We start from the raw sequence: 17,862 nt of genomic DNA on the forward strand, positions 1-17,862 counted from the left end.
GTCCATCGAATTACGAAAGCGCTCCTCCACCGAAGGGTGGAGGAGCGCTTCGTGAGAACCTCTGACCTACAACGCCTTCAGTTCCTCGGTGACTGCTCCGACGGATTTCTTGGCGTCGCCGAACAGCATGGAAGTGTGGTCGGCGTAGAACAGTGGGTTGTCGATGCCGGCGAAACCACTGTTCATCGACCGCTTGAGCACGATGACGCTCTTGGCTTGGTCGACGTTGAGCACGGGCATGCCGTAGATCGGGCTGGCGGTGTCCTCGCGGGCGGCGGGGTTGGTGACGTCGTTGGCGCCGATCACCAGGGCGACATCGGTGCGGTTGAATTCGCCGTTGATGTCGTCCATTTCCTTGAGCGCGTCGTAGGAGACCTCGGCCTCGGCCAGAAGGACGTTCATGTGACCGGGCATGCGACCGGCGACCGGATGAATGGCGTATTTGACCTCCACGCCCTTGGCTTCCAGCAGCGCGGCCATCTCCTTGACCGCGTGCTGCGCCTGCGCGACGGCCATGCCGTAGCCGGGCACCACGATCACCTGGTTGGCGTAGGCCATCTGGATCGCGGCGTCCGCGGCGGAGGTGGCCTTGGCCTGCTTCGCCTCGCCACCGGAGGCCCCCGGGGCGGTTCCGCCGCCGCCGAAACCGCCCGCGACGATGGCCGGGATGGACCGGTTCATCGCCTTGGCCATCAGGTTGGTCAGGATGGTGCCCGAGGCGCCGACGATCATGCCCGCGACGATCATCGCGGTGTTGTTCAACGCCAGACCCGCGGCCGCGGCCGACAAACCGGTCAGCGCGTTGAGCAGGGAGATGACCACGGGCATGTCCGCGCCGCCGATCGGCAGCACGACCATCAACCCGAGCACACCGGCTGCCACCAGCACCGCGATCATCCACAGCTGCGACACCCCGTCACCGGTGGCGCCGATGCCGATCACCACCGCGGCGGCGATCGCGCCCAGCAGCAGCAACAGGTTCAACGGTTGCTGCAGTTTGCCGATCCCGATCGGGCGGCCGGGCAGGATCTCCTGCAGCTTGCCGAACGCGATCAACGATCCCCAGAACGACACCGAACCGATGATCGCCGCGAACAGCGACCCGATCACGATGTGCACGGTGGGTTCCTCGTCGAAGTGCGAGAAGCCCTGCGAATTGATGAATTCCGACCACGCGATCAGCGCGACCGTGCCACCGCCGACACCGTTGAACGCGGCCACCAGCTGCGGCATCGCGGTCATCTTGGTGTACTTCGCGGGCGGCACGCCGAGCACGACACCGACCACCAGGCCGGCGATGATGAGAATCCAATTGTCGGTGTGGCGGATCGAGATCAGTGTCGCGACCACCGCGAGCGCCATGCCCACCGCGGCGATCAAGTTGCCGCGCACCGCGGTCTTCGGGCCGGTCAAACCCATCAGACCGTAGATGAACATGCCGAACGACACGATGTAGAGACCGTTCACCAAATAGGTGACGTTGTCGAAGGTGTGCATCACTCACCCGCCTTCTGCGTGGCAGCGGGCTTCTTGCCCTTGAACATCCCCAGCATGCGGTCGGTGACCACGAAACCACCGATCACGTTCAGGGTTCCGAACACCACCGCGACGAACAGGATGATCTGCGTCAGTATCGACGGGTCGGCCACGTTGCCCAGGGTGACCAGCGCACCCAGCACCACGATGCCGTGAATGGCGTTGGTGCCCGACATCAGCGGCGTGTGCAAAGTGTTCGGCACCTTGGAGATCACGGCGAAACCCACGAACCCGGACAGCACCAGGATCGCGATATTCGCCAGCAATTCGGTATACATCAGTTCTCCACCTTCGCCTCGGTCGCGTCCGTCACCTCAGCGGCGTCGGCTGCCCCGCCTGCTGCCTCAGCTGCGTCGGCTGCCTCAGCCGCTTCGCTCGCCTCAGGGGCCTCAGGGGCCTCGGTCGCAGCACGGGTGACGCAGGAATCCGCGAGCACCTGGTCGCTGAAGTCGGGCGCGAGCTTGCCGTCGACCAGCATCAGTTCCAACAGCGCCGCGATGTTCTTGGAGTACAACTCCGAGGCGTGTTCGGGCATGGTGGCGGGCAGGTTCAACGGCGAGGCGATGGTCACCTCATGCTTGACCACGACCTCGCCGGGCTCGGTCAGCTCGCAGTTGCCGCCGGTCTCACCGGCCAGGTCCACGATCACGCTGCCGGGCTTCATGCCCTCCACCGCCGCGGCGGTCACCAAGCGCGGCGCGGGACGCCCCGGCACCAGCGCGGTCGTGATCACCACGTCGAAGCCCTTGATCGCGTCTTCCAAAGCCTGCTGCTGGGTCGCCTTCTCCTCGTCGGTGAGTTCGCGGGCGTATCCACCCTCACCGGCGGCGTCGATCCCCAGATCCAGCCATTGCGCACCCACCGACCGCACCTGATCGGCGACCTCGGGACGCACGTCGTAACCGGTGGTCCGTCCGCCGAGGCGCTTGGCCGTGGCCAAAGCCTGCAAACCCGCGACACCCACACCGAGCACCAGCACCGTCGCCGGCTTCACCGTGCCCGCCGCCGTGGTCAGCATCGGGAAGAACCGCGTCGACTCCGAGGCCGCCAGCAACACCGCCTTGTAGCCCGCCACGTTCGCCTGGGAGGACAACGCGTCCATCACCTGCGCGCGCGAGATCCGCGGTATCGCCTCCACCGCAAACGCTTGCACACCCGCCGACTTCAGCGCGCCGATCTGATTGTCGGCGTTGCGCGGGGCGAGGAAACCGATCAGCGTCTGTCCCGACGACAGCTTCGCGACTTCGGCGTCACTGGGCGGGGCGACCTTCACCACCACATCCGCCGACCACGGATCACCGATCGTCGCGCCCGCCTCCACGTAGGCCGCATCCGGAATCAGCGCGCCCTGTCCGGCCCCGGACTCGACGACGACCTCCACGCCCTGCTTCACCAGGCTCGGAATGATCTTCGGCACCAAAGCGACACGTCGTTCGCCCGCGTTGGATTCGCGAACGACACCGACACGCGCGCCGCGCGGCGATGGATCGCCTACGCTCTGCGTTGTCTCCACTTGTCAGACTTCCTTCTCTTACTGAGCTTCAGGCAACGGGCAGACGACCGGACGATGTTACCGTCGAGTAAGTTCGTCCAAATCCTCGCAACTGTACCCGGCCGGCGGTGAGCGTAGCTGAGATGCCCGTCACACACGCCGGGCGAATCGCGCCGCTGCGCCGGGGGTTCACCGGTCGCCACGGAGCGAGCCGCCCTCCACCGAAGCAGCGGTCCACCCTTGTTCCTTCTCGTTCTGTGATCGTGGTCGCCGCGAGTGAACACGGCAAGACCGTACGTAAAAGTCTGTTACCAACCTCGAGGTGGGGACCGAATCGGAAGTTCGGCGTGCCGGGACGCGGCGACGCGCGTCGCACCGATCGACGCTCCGGGGTGTTCCGCTCGGCTCGTACGCCGTATGGTCCAGCGTGTGAACGACTGCGTCTTCTGTCGCATCGTGGCAGGCGAGGCACCGGCGGCGAAGGTGTACGAGGACGACACGCTCTGCGCGTTCCTCGACATCCGGCCGGTCGCCCGCGGGCACACGCTGGTCATACCGAAAAGGCACGCCGCCGAGTTGGAAGACCTCGACGCCGAACTCGGCGCGCGGATCTTCCGGGCCGGGCATCGGCTCGCGCTGGCGATCCGGCGCAGTAGCCTCGCCGCCGACGGCGCCAATCTGGTGCTCAACGACGGAACCGCCGCGTTCCAGACCGTGCCGCACGTCCACCTGCACGTCATCCCGCGCAGACACGGCGACACGCTACGGTTCGCCACAGGATTCCTGCTGCGGCGTCCCCACGATCCGGTGACCACCGCCGCGGCCATCCGCGACGGCATCGCGGCATTGGACAACGAGGGCGAACGCCCGGATAAGGAAATCGACGGATGACCGAGACGTTCGATCGGACCGCGCTGATCGACCTGCTGGCGCGGCAATGGGACGCGATCGACGCGCTGGTCGCCGCACTGGACGAGGACCGCTGGCGCACCCCGTCGTCGCTGCCCGGCTGGACCGTGTTCGACGTCCTCGCCCACGTGGTCGGCACCGAATCCTGGCTGCTGGGCGACCGGCCGCCCGCGCACGACCCGACCACGGTGAAGACCGATGTGCGCACACTCTCCTACGTGCGCAACGAGACCGCGGTGCTCAACGAGATCTGGGTGGACCGGTTGCGTCCGCTGTCCGGCGCCCGGCTGCTCGAGCTCTATCGCGACGTCGTCTCGCGCAGGCGGGCGGCGCTCACGGCCATGGGCGACGCCGAGTGGGAGAAGGAGACGGTCTCGCCGATCGGGCAGGTGACCTACGGCAGGTTCATGCGCGTGCGGTTGTTCGACTGCTGGATGCACGAACTCGACATCGCCGACGCGCTCGGCGTGCCGGTGGAAGAAGGCGGCCCGCGCGGCGCATCGGCGTTCGAGGAGTTCGCGGGCAGCATCCCGCGCGTGGTGGCGAAGAAGGGCGAGGCGCCGGCCGGCACGCGGATCACCTTCGCGCTGACCGGCCCTTTGGCCAGGACCTTGCACATCGAGGTGGCGGGCCGGGCGCGGTATGTGGACGCGTTCGATGAACCCGCCACGGTCGAGATCAGCATGGATTCGGGGCTTTTCGTGCGGCTCGGCGGCGGTCGGACGACCGCCGAAAAGCACTTGGACGAGATCACCGTCCAGGGCGACGCCGAACTCGGGCAGCGCCTCGTGCGCCACCTGGCCTTCACCATCTGATCCGCGGTGCGGCTGTTTCTGTCCAGCTACCGCTTCGGGGCGCATTACGAGCGGCTCGCCGCACTCGCGGGCCCGCCCGGCCGGGTGGCGCTGATTCCGAACGCCTGCGACGCCTGGCCGCAAGCATGGGCGGGCGCGGTGACCAGTGACATGTCTCCGCTGCGCAAGCTCGGCTACCGGCCCGAGGTGCTCGACCTGCGCGAGTACGCCGGGCGAGAGGCCGAGCTGGAACGGAAGCTGGCCGAATTCCCGCTGGTGTGGGTGCGCGGCGGCAACACATTCGTGCTACGAGCCCAGTTCGCCCGCAGCGGAGCGGACCGGGTTCTTCCCCGTCTGCTCGCCTCCGACGCGCTGGTCTACGCCGGTTACAGCGCCGGGGCCTGTGTACTGACCCCCGACCTGCACGGCCTGGAGTCGGTGGACGACCCAGGCGAGGTCGCTCCGGCGTGCGGAATCGAACCGCGATGGGACGGACTGGGATTGGTCGACCGCCGGATCGTGCCGCACATCGATTCGGCCACCGACCCCGAGGGCGACTGTGCTCGCCTCGCCGCCCGCTACCGCGCCGAAGGCGTCGCGCACTGGGCCCTGACCGACGAGGACGCGATCGTCGTCGACGGCGCGCGCACCGAGGTGCTGATCAATCCGGCGACGTCCTGAACGTCCGCAGCCATTGCTCGAGATCGTGCACGCGGTAGCCGTAGATCCGCGCTCGGGCCGGATCCGCGCCCCGGAGCGGTCTTCGGCGTGGCGCTAGTGCGCGTCGAGCCGACACGGCCGCAGGCCGCGCTACGTCCAGGTGTTCACGTCGCTTCCGGCGCGAGTTCCGGTTCCGGCTCGACCGAGCGGCGGAAGACCACCCAGCGCATCGCGCTGTACATGTAGACGGCCTCGCACGCACCCGCCAGCAACCGGGACAGGTGATACTCCAGACCGAGCGCGGTGAGTCCGCTGCCGACGCCGAGGATGAACGCGAGGTAGTTGACCACAACCACCAGCACGTACACCGTGGCCTGCTTGCCGACCGGCGCGTGGGAATGGAAGTTGAACCGCCGGTTGAGCACGAAGGCGAGTCCGAACGCGCACACATACGCGATGGTCACCGACAACCACACGGGCAGATCGAACCAGCCGTGCAAGACGGTGAGCAGCGCCAAGTCGACGGCGAAGGTGCCGCTGTTGATCAGCGCGAAGCCAAGGAAGGTCGGCGGAACGAGCCGGTCCAGCCCGAACGGAAGCCGGTCCACGACCGCCTCGCACCAGTGGGTGAACCGATCGGCGATCGTGTCGGCGGTCTCGGACAGCTCGTGCACGCGACCAGGGTGCCAGCGGCAGATGTCCGGCAGATGAGCGGGCGGCGACCGCTCGGTGGCTCAGCTGATCTGTGCTCGGCCGGGATCGTCCTCGGCTCGGCCCAAGCCGGCCCAGACCGCCGGGCAGCGCCGCCACGCGACATCGTTCGCGTCCGCCAACAGCGCCTCCAGCAACTGGTGATACCACTGTGGCGCGTGACATCACATTCCGGGGCTTCCGCGCGCCACACGCGTATAGGTCGGCCGATCAGCGAATCCCGGGCACGGGCGGCTAGCGTGAGGTTGTGGACCTGCATGACTTGATCGCCGCTCTCCCCGACGGCACGGTGCTCACCGACGCCGACCTGCTGGCGGGCTATCGGCAGGACTGGGCGCGCGATCCGGACGCCGGGACCGCCCTCGCCGTGGTGCGGGCCACCAGCACCGACGACGTGGCCGCGACGCTGCGGTGGGCCGCGGCGCATCGTGTCCCGGTGATCCCGCGCGGAGCCGGATCCGGGTTGTCCGGGGGCGCCACGGCCGTCGACGGAGCGATCGTGCTGACCACCGAGCGGATGCGCGAGATCACCGTCGACCCGGTCACCCGGACCGCCGTGGTGCAGCCGGGCCTGCTCAACGCCGAGGTCAAGCGCGCGGTCGCGCAGCACGGTCTGTGGTACCCGCCCGACCCGTCGTCGTTCGAGATCTGCTCGATCGGCGGTAACGCGGCGACGAACGCGGGTGGGCTGTGCTGTGTGAAGTACGGCGTGACAACCGATTACGTGCTCGGGATGCAGGTCGTGCTCGCCGACGGCGCCGTCGTGCGGCTGGGTGGTCCGCGTTTGAAGGACTCGGCCGGGCTGTCGCTGACCAAGCTGTTCGTCGGCAGTGAGGGCACGCTCGGGGTGATCACCGAGCTGACCTTGCGACTGCTGCCCGCGCAACCGCCGCAGAGCACGGTCGTCGCGAGCTTCCCGACGCTCACCGCCGCCACCGAGGCGATCCTGACCATCACCGGCGAACTGCGGCCCTCGATGCTCGAATTCATGGACTCGGTGTCGATCAACGCCGTGGAGGACGAGTTGCGGATGGGATTGGACCGGCAGGCGGCCGCCCTGCTGGTCGCGCGCTCCGACGCACCCGGCGAATTCGCCAGGCGCGAAGCGGAGATCATGGCGGCGGCCTGCGAGAAAGCAGGCGCCACAGAGGTTTTCCACACCGAGGACCCCACCGAGGGCGAGGCGTTCGCGGCTGCCCGGCGTCTGGCGATCCCCGCCGTGGAGAAGCTCGGGCCGCTGCTGCTCGAGGACGTCGGCGTCCCGCTGCCCCGGCTCGGTGAGCTGGTGCGCGGCGTCGCCGAGATCGCCGAGCGCAACGCGGTGACGGTGTCGGTGATCGCGCACGCGGGCGACGGCAACACCCACCCGTTGATCGTGCACGACCCCTCCGACGCGGATCTCACCGCGCGGGCGCATCGCGCTTTCGGCGAGATCATGGACCTGGCCATCGCCCTCGGCGGCACCATCACCGGTGAACACGGCGTCGGGCGATTGAAGAAGGCATGGCTGCCCGATCAGCTCGGCCCCGACGTGATGGCCCTGACCCGGCGCATCAAGGACGCGCTCGATCCGGACGGCATCCTCAATCCCGGCGCGATCCTATGACCGCCGCGACGGAACATTCCCAGCCGACTAGGAGTTCTACCCGAACATGACGACCAGGCTCGAACACAACGTCGCCGACACCCGTTTCGAGATCTATATCGACGACACCCTCGCCGGGTACGCCGACTATGCCGAACGCGAGAGCCCCAAGGTCCGCGACTTCCACCACACCATGACCTTCCCCGAATTCCGGGGCCGTGGAGTAGCCGCCCAGGTCGTCGAATACGCCCTCGACGACTCACGCGAGTCCGGCTTCTCCGTCATCCCCACCTGCTGGTACGTGGAGAAGTACATCGCCGAACACCGCGAATACGGGGACTTGGTCTCCTGAGGCGCCGACCGGCTCAACCGTTGCTCGCGGCGAGCAAGCCCCGGATATCGATCTTCGTCATGCCGTGCACCGCGCTCAGAATCCGTTCGGCCGTCGCCGGTTCGGCGCTCTCCAGCAGCTCGCCCAGGGCTTTCGGGATCACCTGCCAGGTCACGCCGAAACGGTCGGTCAGTGAACCGCCAGGCCCTTCGCTCCCGCCATCGGTGAGGCCTGCCCACACGGTGTCCACCTCATCCTGCGAAGCGCACTCGACATACATCGAGAGCGCTCCGGTGAAGGCCCACTGCGGCCCGCCGTTGTAGGCGATGTACCGCTGTCCGGCCAGTTCGAAGGTGACGGTAGTGGCGCGACCGTCCGCGGCGCGCTGGATGTCGAGGATCCGGGAGTCGGTGATCAGCCTCGTGTAGTGGTCGGCGGCCTGCTCGGCCAGGCCGTCGAACCACAGGAACGTGCTCATCTGCATGCTTTTCCTCCTCTGTTGCGGGCCACTGCCCCGGTGAACCGTGTGTAGTCCTTCAGTTCGACTACTTCGGCGACTTTTTCCATGCCTCGGCCGACCAGGCGCCTCGGCAGGAACGGCAGCATCCGGACGGTCAGGTTGCGCAGCCGGAGCTGCCCACGTGAGTCCGGCATCAGACCGCCGTCGCCCGCGGCCCGGGCGAACTCTTGGGCGCGGGCGGCGAACTCGCGCATCTCCCGCTGGTAAGCGGCGTAGGCGAGGCGATGGTCCCCATCGGCCGCGGCGAGTTCACCGGCCAGGATGTAGGCACCGACCAGCGCCAGGCTGGTGCCGATGCCCGACATCGGCGAGGCGCAGTAGCCGGCATCCCCGACGAGTACCGTCCGCCCGCGTGACCAGGTGTCCACGTGCACCTGGTCGACCCGGTCGAAGTAGAAATCAGGCGCCTCCCAGATGCTGGAGAGCATCCGGGGGATCTCCCACGCGTCACCTTGGAAGGCGGAGACGACGATCCGTTTCTGCTCGTCGATATCACGCTTGTCGTATCCCACGGGGGCCGAGCGCAGGAAGAATCCCGCCAACGCCTCTCCTGGAACAGGTTTCGGGTACAGCCCGGCTGTCCGGCCGGGCCGGCCGTCCCCGGCGGGAATGGTGTACATCATCTGCCAACCGTCGTGCTCGAGCGCCGTGGTGGTACTGAACAGAGCGATGTAGCAGCCGAGATCGCGGACGTAGCGCTGCTCCGGGCCGAAAACCAGACCGCGGACAGTGGAGCGCACCCCGTCCGCGCCGACCAGCAGGTCGAATCGCCTCGACCCACCGTTCGCGAAGTCGACACGCACGCCGTTCTCGTCCTCGTCGACGGCGGTGATCGAGTCACCGAAGACGTATTCGACGTCGTCACGGGTCGTGTCGTAGAGGATTCTGGCCAAATCGGTACGCAGTATCGCCATCTCGGCGACCGGGCCGCCCGAGTGTCCGAACACGTCGGTACCCAACGTCGCGACGCGCTTGCCCGCGCGATCGACGAACGCCAATCCGCGTGCCCCGGTGTGCGCCTTCCGGACTTGGGCGACGATGCCGGTCCGCTCGGCCACTTCCCGGGCGGTACCGCGGATGTCGACTGCGTGTCCACCGCTGCGAGGTGCGGCCGCGCGTTCCACCACCGTCGGTTGGAAACCGTACTTCCGCAGCCAGTACGCCAGGGTCGGCCCGGCGATCCCGGCCCCGGAGATGAGGATGCTCCGATTCTTCATGCGTTCTCCCTGCTGGCAGCGGGCTGCCGATAGAGGTGGTTACGGAGGATGGACGATCACCACCCTCCACATCCGCGCGTACGCCGTATCTGCGACATGGTCCACCGTATCCAGGCTCCCCCAAAATTGCTATTTATCAGGGAAATAAGTGTATTGTTCAGTTTCAAATCGAACTAGTACACTTGTGCCTCCCAGCGCCCTGACACGAGGGAACGGAGAACCCCTATGTCGTCATCAACCCCGCGGCCTGATCCGCCGTACCGGACGATCGTCGCGGAGATCCGCGCCCGGATCACGACCGGCGACCTGCGCCCTGGCGACCGCGCTCCCTCGATCCGGCAGATCGCCCAGCGCTGGGGCGTCGCGGTAGCCACCGCGACCAGAGTGACGGCGACCCTCCGCGCGGAGGGGCTGGTCGAAACCCGAGTCGGTTCCGGCACGGTGGTCAGCGCGCGCAGGCCGGCGGCATCCCGTCCCGCCATCTCCTCGGCGCCGCGGCCATCCGGCCTCTCCGATCAGGCGCTGAACCGGAACGACGTGATCCGCAGTGCCATCAGGATCGCCGACACCGAGGGACTGGACGCGGTGTCGATGCGAAGACTCGCGGCCGAACTCGGCGTCGGCCCGATGTCGCTGTACCGGCACGTCGAAAGCAAAGATGAACTGCTGACGCACATGGCCGACATGGCTTTCGGCGAACTCGAGCTCCCCGAGCCGGGACCGGACGGCTGGCGCGCCAAGCTCGAACTGATCGCCCGCAGGCAGTGGCAACTGTGCCAGCGACACCTGTGGCTGCCCGAGGTCATCTCGTTCACCCGCCCCTTGCTCGCACCCAACACGATGGCGCAAACCGAGTGGACACTACGCGCCCTCGACGGACTCGGACTGCCCATGACCACCCGCATGCACGAAGCCCTCACCCTGCACGCACTGGTCCTCGCCCTCGCCAGGTCGATGGCGGAAGAAGCCGAAGCCGAACAGGACTCCGGCATGACCCTCGACCACTGGCGCATCGCACTCCGGACACGAGCACACGACCTCCTCGCCAGCGGCCAATTCCCCCTACTGGCAACGATCCCCGAGCCATCGACCCTGAACGAACTCTTCGAATACGGCCTCGCACGCCACCTCGACGGCTTCGCCGCCCTACACAGCCATGGGTCCGTGAGTGGCACATGAGCGAGAGGTCTACTCGCGTTTTGCCGCAGCCATGTGCCACTCGCGGAGGTCAGGACGGTGGTGAAGGCGTCCCAGTGGCACGGCGTCCGCTTCGGCTTGCCGAAGGCATGGACGCCTTTCGGTGACAGGTGGGCGTCGGGGGATCCGGAAGGCGCTACTGTGCGCGCGGCGCGGCGATTTCCTCGCTGGGACTGTCCAGCGGTCAGCTGACACCACGAGTGCGGAGCAATCGGGATTCCAGTTCGACGCTGCTCACACTGGGGTGCCGCCGAGCTACGAACTGCGCGGGGGGCGAGAGACAGACGTTCGGGCGGCCCGTACACACCTCGACGGCCCGAAGAGGGCCTGAGATGCGTTCCGGGACCGCCCGAACGCCCGCACATCTACCGGAACATCACTTGAGCAGGGCGCGCGACATCACCAGACGCTGGATCTGGTTGGTGCCCTCGTAGATCTGGGTGATCTTCGCGTCACGCATCATGCGCTCCACCGGGAAGTCGGTGGTGTAGCCCGCGCCGCCGAACAGCTGGACGGCGTTGGTGGTGACCTCCATGGCGACATCGGAGGCGAAGCACTTCGCGGCGGCGGAGATGAAGCCGAGGTTCGGCTCGCCGCGCTCGGCGCGGGCGGCCGAGGTGTACACCATGAGACGAGCGGCCTCGACCTTCATCGCCATGTCGGCGAGCATGAACTGGGTGTTCTGGAAGTCGGCGATCGACTTGCCGAACTGCTTGCGGTCCTTGGTGTAGGCGATGGCCGCGTCCAGCGCGCCCTGGGCCAGGCCAACGGCCTGCGCGCCGATGGTGGGGCGGGTGTGGTCGAGGGTTTGCAGCGCGGTCTTGAAGCCGGTGCCCGGCTCGCCGACGATGCGGTCACCCGGCACGCGGCAGTTCTCGAAATACAGCTCGGCGGTGGGCGAGCCCTTGATGCCCAGCTTGTGTTCCAGCGGGCCGACCACGAAGCCCTCGTCGTCCTTGTGCACCAGGAAGGCCGAGATGCCGTTGGCGCCCTTCTCCGCATCGGTCACCGCCATCACGGTGTACCAGGAGGACTTGCCGCCGTTGGTGATCCAGCACTTCGAGCCGTTGATGATCCAGTCGTCACCCTCCTGCTTGGCCCGGGTGCGCATGCCTGCCGCGTCCGAGCCCGCCTCGCGCTCGGACAGCGCGTAGGAGGCCATCTCGCCGTTGACGATATCCGGCAGCACCTTCTGCTTCAGCTCCTCGGAGCCGTTCAGGATCAGGCCCATGGTGCCGAGCTTGTTGACCGCGGGGATCAGCGAGGACGAGCCGCAGACGCGCGCGACCTCTTCGATGACGATGCAGGTGGCCACCGAGTCGGCGCCCTGGCCGCCGTAGGCCTCGGGCACGTGCACGGCGTTGAAGCCGGAGGCGTTGAGCGCGGTGAGCGCCTCCTCCGGGAAGCGGGAGTTGCCGTCGACGTCCTTGGCGTGCGGGGCGATCTCCTTCTCCGCGAGAGCGCGGATCGCGGCGCGCAGCTCATCGTGGAAGTCCTCGAGCTTGAACAGGTCGAAATCGGGGTTTCCCGCCATTGGGCTTCACTCCTGGTCGTCGGTGGTGATCGCCGCTTTCCGCCGAGAAAGCAACGTATCGGCACTCAGTGCCACGTATAGGTCGAGTATACCCATATGGACGCCCATCACATGGGAGGATGACGTGGCACTCAGTGTCAGATTGGTCGCACTCCGCGCCAGGTCACAGGGTACCTAGCTTGCGGACCAGCAGGTCTGCGATCTGCCTCGGCGCGGCATCGCGCGGGAACACGGCGACGACCAGTTCGTCGGGGTTCACCACACGCCCGGCCCCGCGCGGGATCGCGGCCAGCTCCAACCGCAGGTCGGCGGCGCCGGCGTCCGACTCACCGCGCACCATCCGGCGCAGCAGGTAGTTGTGCGTCGCCGTCACGGCGGCGGCGAACTGCACCCGCGCCAGATCGGGGGCTTCGGGCAGCCGCTCGCGCAGGAAGTCGGTGAACAACCGTTCGTAGCGGAACACCGTGACGATCTCGCGCTCACGCAGCGCGGGCACCCGGCGCACCACCTGATACCGGCGCGCCGCGATCTCCCGCCACTGCGTGAATCGCTCGAACACCTGCACCACCGCCGCGCACACCGCCTCCCACGGGTCCTCGCGCGACGCGGACAGGAACTGCTCGGCCTGCGCCAGCTGCGACTCGTGATCGGCGAAGATCACGTCCTCTTTCGACCGGAACTGCCGGAAGAACGTCCGCCGCGAGATCCCCGCCGCCTCCGCGATCTCGTCCACCGTCGTCGCCTCGTACCCCTTCTCGGCGAACAACCGCAGCGCCTGATCCGCCACCGTGAGCCGAAAATGCGCGGTGTCGTCGCCTCCCCGCATCCGAGCGATATCCCCTGTAGTCACGACCTCACACCGTAGTCAGCAACCGAAACCACAAGTTCTCCACGCCGGAGATTCCGTTGTCGCGCCATCTCGAGCCGAGCTCTGTGGGCCGATTCGGCGGTTGGCCGGGACCCCGGCCAACTGCCGAGCCGAGGGCCGGTTCGGGGGCAGGCCGGGACCCGGCGAACGGGTCGCCGACGCTGACCGCGTCATTCACGGAGCCCCCACAAGGGAACCGCCGCTCAGCCCAAGAGCTTCGTGCGCAGTGCGTCGTCCTTCTCCAGCACCATCTGCTCGAGCCCGGCCTGGAACTGTTCCATGCGGGTGCGCAGGGATTGGTCGTGGGCGGCGAGGATGCGGGCGGCGAGCAGGCCGGCGTTGCGGGCGCCGCCGATGGAGACGGTCGCGACGGGCACGCCCGCGGGCATTTGCACGATGGACAGCAGGGAGTCCATGCCGTCGAGGTGCTTCAGCGGGACCGGCACTCCGATCACCGGCAGCGGCGTGGCGGAGGCGACCATACCGGGCAGGTGGGCCGCGCCGCCCGCACCGGCGATGACGACCTTCAACCCGCGGCCCGCGGCGTCACGCGCGTAGTCGAGCATGCGCTGCGGAGTGCGGTGCGCCGAGACGACGCCCACCTCGAAGCGGATACCGAATTCCGCCAGCGCCTCCGCGGCGGCCTCCATGGTCGGCCAGTCGGAGTCGCTGCCCATGATCAGGCCGACAGCCGGGCCGATGGCCACTTCTTCACTCATGCGGATCCCATCCGTCGGTCCAGATCGCGTGCGACATCCAGTGCGCCGCCCGCTCGGCCTTCTCCCTGACCTCGGCCACGTCGTCGCCGAGGATGTTGACGTGCCCGATCTTGCGGTCGGGACGCTCGCTCTTCCCGTACAGGTGCACCTTCGCCTCCGGGATCCGGGCGAACAGATGGTGCAGCCGCTCGTCCATCGACATCTCCGGGGCCTGCGGCGCACCGAGGATGTTCGCCATCACGGTCACCGGCGCCAGGGGCGCGGTGTCGCCGAGCGGGTAGTCGAGCACGGCGCGCAGATGCTGCTCGAACTGCCCGGTGCGGGCGCCGTCCATGCCCCAGTGCCCGGAGTTGTGCGGGCGCATGGCCAGCTCGTTCACCAGCAGTTCGCCGTCGGTGGTCTCGAACAGCTCCACCGCCATGACGCCGACGACGCCGAGTTCCCCGGCGAGGTTCAACGCCATGGTCTCCGCCGCGGCGGCCGTGTCCTCCGGCAGGTCGGGCGCGGGCGCGATGACGACCGCGCACTGGCCCTTGCGCTGCACGGTCTCCACCACCGGCCAGGTCGCCGCCTGCCCGAACGGCGAACGTGCCACCATCGCCGACAGCTCGCGCTTCAGGTCGATCCTGGCTTCCGCCAGCAACTGGACGCCGTAGGCCAGCTGGTCGGTGACGATCGCCGCGGCCGCGTCGGCGGACTCGGGCATCCACACGCCGCGTCCGTCGTAGCCGCCGCGCACCGCTTTCAGCACGATCCGCCAGCCGTGCTCGTCGCCGAAACGCACCGCGTCGGCGACCGAGGTCACCGGCGTGAACGCGGGCACGGGCAGCCCGAGTCCGCTCAGTTTGGTGCGCATCGCCAGCTTGTCCTGCGCGTAGAGCAGCGCCTGCGGCGGCGGCTGCACATTGACGCCCTCGGCGACCAGCGCCTCCAAGTGCTCGGTCGGCACGTGCTCGTGGTCGAAGGTCAGCGCGTGCGAGCCGACCGCGGCCTTGCGCAGCGCACCCAGGTCGGTGTGGCTGCCGAGCACCACCTCGGGGCTCACCTGGGCGGCCGGGTCCTCGGGGTTCTCGGCCAGCACGCGCAGCCGCTGGCCCAGCGCGATCGCCGCCTGGTGGGTCATGCGTGCCAGCTGGCCGCCACCGATCATGGTGACGGTGGGCATTGCGGATGGGTCGAAGGAACGTGCGCTCACGTCGGACAATATTGTCATGTCCGGCGCGAATGATCGGTACCGGTACACTCCGGTCTTGTGTCATTCGTCGACGACGTGGTCAGCGTCCTCCCCAAGCCGGTGCAAGATGTCGCGTACCGGCATCGGGAGTTGATCAAATTCGCGATCGTCGGCGCGACCACGTTCGTGATCGACAGCGGCATCTTCTACGCCCTCAAGTGGACGGTGCTCGCGGAGAAACCGGTCACCGCCAAGATCATCTCCGGCGTCATCGCCGTGATCGCGTCCTACATCCTGAACCGCGAATGGTCGTTCAAGAATCGCGGCGGGCGCGAACGCCATCACGAGGCACTGCTGTTCTTCGCCGTCAGCGGCGTCGGCGTGGTCCTGGCCTTCACCCCGCTGTGGATCTCCAGCTACGTCTTCGACCTACGCCAGCCCAACGTGAGCTTCACGGTCGAGAACATCGCCGACTTCATCAGCGCCTTCATCATCGGCAATCTGCTGCAGATGGCCTTCCGTTTCTGGTCGATGCGCCGCTGGGTCTTCCCGGACGAGATGAGCGAACTCGAAGCGGAGTTCGTCGACCTCGTGGAAGAGGAACTCGGCCGCGGCTGAGTCACCGCGGCTCGGCTACCACCGCGTTCACCGGACGGGCCTTCGACGCCCCGAGGAACACCGCGAACAGCGCGGGCCTGCGTCGTTGCAATTCCAGCCGTCCGCCGTCCGCCTCGACCAGCGCCCGCGCCAGCGCGAGCCCGACACCGGTGGAACCGCCCGCGGAGAAGCCCCGATCGAAGATGTGCGGCGCCAGCTCGTCACGCACGCCGTGCCCCTCGTCGGCAACCTCGACGCACACCAGCGGCTCACGGCCGACCCCCGGCCGCACCGAGCGCACCGATACCGTGCAGGTCCCTCCACCGTGCATGAGCGCGTTGTCCACCAGCACCGCCACCGCCTCGCGCAGCCGCGAACCCGTGATCGGGGCGCGCAGCGACTGGTCGCCGGTGAGGGTCAGCGTCCGACCCGCTTCGGTGAACGGATGGGTCCATTCGGCGACCACGCCGCGCAGCTCGTCCATCACCGGCACCGGATCGCGATCGGCCGCGTCCTCGTCCCGGGAGGCACGGACCAGGTCGTCGATCGCGTCGGTGAGCCGATCGACCTGCGCCATCGCCTCCTCGGCCTCGTGCACCACTTCCGGATCGCGGTGCGCGGACAGCTCGTCGAGGCGCAGCCGCACAGCGGTCAGCCTGCTGCGCAGCTGATGCGAGACGTCCGCCACCAGGGCGTGTTCGCGCTGTAGCCGTCCGGCGATCTCCACGGTCGCCGAGTCGAGCACGTCGGAGACGCGGTCCAGCTCCGCGATGCCGTGCCTGCGCGGATCGGGGCGGAAATCGCCCATCGCCAGCCGCGCCGCGCGCGCCGCGACATCCCGGAGCGGATCGGCCACCCGCCGGGCGGTGACCACCGCGACCGAGACCGCCGCGCCGAGCGAGGCGAGTACCGCCAGCGCGACCACCGCGACCGCTTGGCGCTGCATGGCGTGCATCGGCGCCGAGGGCACCTCCAGGCGCAGCGACGCCGACTTGCCCATCGACAGCGACTCGACCAGCGGGTCGGGCACCTCCAACACCCCGATATCACGCCGGGATGCGTTGTCCAGCTGGGACGGGTAGACGATAGTGAGCTTCCCGTTCTCGGGCACCAACGGCGCCACCGACCGGATTTCCAGCTCGCCGGGTACGGTGCCGTCGCGCTCCTGGGCGATGATCTCCGCCGCGATCCGGTCCAGCCGGTTCTGCAGGTCGTTGCGCGTGATGTCCTCCACCCACAACCACGCCGTGTAGATGAGCGGCACGCCGAGCACCACCGTGGTGAGGGTCAGCACGGTGAGCATGGAACGCAGGATCCGGCGGCGCACGTCAGTCGGTGTTCAGCCGGAAACCGACCCCGCGGACGGTGACGATGCGCCGCTCGGCCATGGGGCCCTCGTCGCCGATCTTGCGGCGCAGCCAGGACATGTGCATGTCCAGCGTCTTGGAACCGCGCAACTCCGCGTCGCCCCACACCTCGCGCAGGATGGTCTCACGCGCCACCACCTGACCCGCTCGATCGATCAGCACCTTGAGCAGCTCGTATTCCTTGTTGGCCAAACCGATTTCGACTCCGTTCACCATTACGCGCCGGGCCGCGGGTTCCAGGCGGATACCCCCGACCTCCACCGTGTCGTCACCGATTCCGCTGCGCCGCAACAGCGCTCGCACCCGGGCCAGCAGCTCGGCGAGGCGGAACGGCTTGCCGACGTAGTCGTCGGCGCCGGCGTCCAGCCCCACCACGAAGTCCACCTCGTCGGTGCGCGCGGTGAGCATCAGCACGGCCAGATCCGCGCCGCGGGCGCGCACCTGGCGGCATACCTCCAGCCCGTCCATGCCGGGCAGGCCGAGATCGAGGATGAGCAGGTCATGACCGCCTTCCAGGGCTCGTTGCAGCACGGCCGGGCCGAAACTCTCGACGGTCACCGAGTAGCCCTCGCGGCCGAGCGCCCGCGACAGCGGCGCGGCGATGGCGTCGTCGTCCTCGGCCAGCAGTACAGCGGTCATACGGCCAGGTTA

19 protein-coding genes are annotated in these 17,862 nt (G+C 68.1%); 7 read left to right on the top strand and 12 right to left on the bottom strand.

Annotation, left to right across the window (positions count from 1 at the left end):
- Positions 1-66: 66 nt before the first annotated feature.
- Genes ACFU5M_RS12775 through ACFU5M_RS12785 form a run of 3 tightly spaced genes read right to left on the bottom strand, consistent with a single transcriptional unit; the run spans position 67 to position 3,049 of the window.
- The gene (locus ACFU5M_RS12775; protein WP_379048392.1) at positions 67-1,497 is read right to left on the bottom strand and encodes an NAD(P)(+) transhydrogenase (Re/Si-specific) subunit beta; all 1,431 of its coding nucleotides are present in this window, start codon (positions 1,495-1,497) and stop codon (positions 67-69) included.
- Positions 1,497-1,814 (bottom strand): NAD(P) transhydrogenase subunit alpha, encoded by a 318-nt coding sequence (locus ACFU5M_RS12780; RefSeq protein WP_379048334.1) that lies wholly within the window; start codon positions 1,812-1,814, stop codon positions 1,497-1,499. The genes ACFU5M_RS12775 and ACFU5M_RS12780 overlap by 1 nt, the downstream gene beginning before the upstream one ends.
- Positions 1,814-3,049, bottom strand: coding sequence for a Re/Si-specific NAD(P)(+) transhydrogenase subunit alpha (locus ACFU5M_RS12785; protein ID WP_379048336.1), 1,236 nt, complete (start codon positions 3,047-3,049; stop codon positions 1,814-1,816). Before ACFU5M_RS12785 ends, ACFU5M_RS12780 begins: the two co-directional genes overlap by 1 nt.
- A gap of 408 nt (positions 3,050-3,457) precedes the next feature.
- Between ACFU5M_RS12785 and ACFU5M_RS12790 the strand changes: the two genes are divergently transcribed.
- Genes ACFU5M_RS12790 through ACFU5M_RS12800 form a run of 3 tightly spaced genes read left to right on the top strand, consistent with a single transcriptional unit; the run spans position 3,458 to position 5,412 of the window.
- Complete coding sequence (locus ACFU5M_RS12790) at positions 3,458-3,919, top strand: HIT family protein (protein WP_379048338.1); 462 nt, start codon at positions 3,458-3,460, stop codon at positions 3,917-3,919.
- A complete protein-coding gene (locus ACFU5M_RS12795; protein WP_379048340.1) occupies positions 3,916-4,752 on the top strand; it encodes a maleylpyruvate isomerase family mycothiol-dependent enzyme in 837 nt (278 codons plus the stop codon). The genes ACFU5M_RS12790 and ACFU5M_RS12795 overlap by 4 nt, the downstream gene beginning before the upstream one ends.
- A gap of 6 nt (positions 4,753-4,758) precedes the next feature.
- Positions 4,759-5,412 (top strand): Type 1 glutamine amidotransferase-like domain-containing protein, encoded by a 654-nt coding sequence (locus tag ACFU5M_RS12800; RefSeq protein ID WP_379048342.1) that lies wholly within the window; start codon positions 4,759-4,761, stop codon positions 5,410-5,412.
- A 143-nt stretch (positions 5,413-5,555) separates the two neighbouring features.
- On the opposite strand, the gene ACFU5M_RS12805 is transcribed toward ACFU5M_RS12800, so the two are convergent.
- Positions 5,556-6,065 carry a GtrA family protein gene (locus tag ACFU5M_RS12805; RefSeq protein WP_379048344.1) on the bottom strand — a complete coding sequence of 170 codons (510 nt, stop codon included), beginning with the start codon at positions 6,063-6,065 and terminating at the stop codon, positions 5,556-5,558.
- Between the two features lie 284 nt (positions 6,066-6,349).
- On the opposite strand from ACFU5M_RS12805, the gene ACFU5M_RS12810 reads away from it, so the two are divergent.
- Both ACFU5M_RS12810 and ACFU5M_RS12815 read left to right on the top strand, forming a co-directional pair.
- Positions 6,350-7,708 carry an FAD-binding oxidoreductase gene (locus ACFU5M_RS12810; RefSeq protein WP_379048346.1) on the top strand — a complete coding sequence of 453 codons (1,359 nt, stop codon included), beginning with the start codon at positions 6,350-6,352 and terminating at the stop codon, positions 7,706-7,708.
- Positions 7,709-7,754: 46 nt separating this feature from the next.
- Positions 7,755-8,039 (top strand): GNAT family N-acetyltransferase, encoded by a 285-nt coding sequence (locus tag ACFU5M_RS12815; protein WP_379048348.1) that lies wholly within the window; start codon positions 7,755-7,757, stop codon positions 8,037-8,039.
- Positions 8,040-8,052: 13 nt separating this feature from the next.
- Here ACFU5M_RS12815 and ACFU5M_RS12820 read toward each other — a convergent pair whose 3' ends face one another.
- The gene (locus ACFU5M_RS12820) at positions 8,053-8,502 is read right to left on the bottom strand and encodes a VOC family protein (protein ID WP_379048350.1); all 450 of its coding nucleotides are present in this window, start codon (positions 8,500-8,502) and stop codon (positions 8,053-8,055) included.
- A complete protein-coding gene (locus ACFU5M_RS12825; protein ID WP_379048352.1) occupies positions 8,493-9,755 on the bottom strand; it encodes an FAD-dependent monooxygenase in 1,263 nt (420 codons plus the stop codon). Before ACFU5M_RS12825 ends, ACFU5M_RS12820 begins: the two co-directional genes overlap by 10 nt.
- A gap of 225 nt (positions 9,756-9,980) precedes the next feature.
- Here ACFU5M_RS12825 and ACFU5M_RS12830 point away from each other — a divergent pair, with 225 nt between their 5' ends.
- Entirely contained in the window at positions 9,981-10,934 is a 954-nt protein-coding gene (locus tag ACFU5M_RS12830) for a TetR/AcrR family transcriptional regulator C-terminal domain-containing protein (RefSeq protein WP_379048354.1), read from the top strand.
- A 394-nt stretch (positions 10,935-11,328) separates the two neighbouring features.
- Here ACFU5M_RS12830 and ACFU5M_RS12835 read toward each other — a convergent pair whose 3' ends face one another.
- The 4 genes from ACFU5M_RS12835 to ACFU5M_RS12850 all read right to left on the bottom strand — a co-directional run bounded on the left by ACFU5M_RS12835 (position 11,329) and on the right by ACFU5M_RS12850 (position 15,286).
- Positions 11,329-12,486, bottom strand: a complete 1,158-nt coding sequence (locus tag ACFU5M_RS12835) for an acyl-CoA dehydrogenase (RefSeq protein ID WP_379048356.1) — start codon at positions 12,484-12,486, stop codon at positions 11,329-11,331.
- Between the two features lie 163 nt (positions 12,487-12,649).
- Positions 12,650-13,312: a TetR family transcriptional regulator gene (locus ACFU5M_RS12840; protein ID WP_379048394.1), complete on the bottom strand. Its 663-nt coding sequence runs from the start codon at positions 13,310-13,312 to the stop codon at positions 12,650-12,652.
- Between the two features lie 245 nt (positions 13,313-13,557).
- Positions 13,558-14,073 carry a 5-(carboxyamino)imidazole ribonucleotide mutase gene (gene purE, locus ACFU5M_RS12845; protein ID WP_379048358.1) on the bottom strand — a complete coding sequence of 172 codons (516 nt, stop codon included), beginning with the start codon at positions 14,071-14,073 and terminating at the stop codon, positions 13,558-13,560.
- Positions 14,066-15,286, bottom strand: coding sequence for a 5-(carboxyamino)imidazole ribonucleotide synthase (locus tag ACFU5M_RS12850; protein WP_379048360.1), 1,221 nt, complete (start codon positions 15,284-15,286; stop codon positions 14,066-14,068). Before ACFU5M_RS12850 ends, purE begins: the two co-directional genes overlap by 8 nt.
- A 39-nt stretch (positions 15,287-15,325) precedes the next feature.
- On the opposite strand from ACFU5M_RS12850, the gene ACFU5M_RS12855 reads away from it, so the two are divergent.
- Complete coding sequence (locus ACFU5M_RS12855) at positions 15,326-15,865, top strand: GtrA family protein (protein WP_379048362.1); 540 nt, start codon at positions 15,326-15,328, stop codon at positions 15,863-15,865.
- A 1-nt stretch (position 15,866) separates the two neighbouring features.
- Here the strand turns inward: ACFU5M_RS12855 and ACFU5M_RS12860 are convergent, their stop codons facing one another.
- Positions 15,867-17,171: a sensor histidine kinase gene (locus ACFU5M_RS12860; protein ID WP_379048364.1), complete on the bottom strand. Its 1,305-nt coding sequence runs from the start codon at positions 17,169-17,171 to the stop codon at positions 15,867-15,869.
- A 1-nt stretch (position 17,172) separates the two neighbouring features.
- Positions 17,173-17,850, bottom strand: a complete 678-nt coding sequence (locus ACFU5M_RS12865; RefSeq protein ID WP_379048366.1) for a response regulator transcription factor — start codon at positions 17,848-17,850, stop codon at positions 17,173-17,175.
- Between the last annotated feature and the right edge of the window lie 12 nt (positions 17,851-17,862).

Source organism: Nocardia sp. NPDC057455 (assembly GCF_042802775.1).
Lineage (GTDB): Bacteria > Actinomycetota > Actinomycetes > Mycobacteriales > Mycobacteriaceae > Nocardia.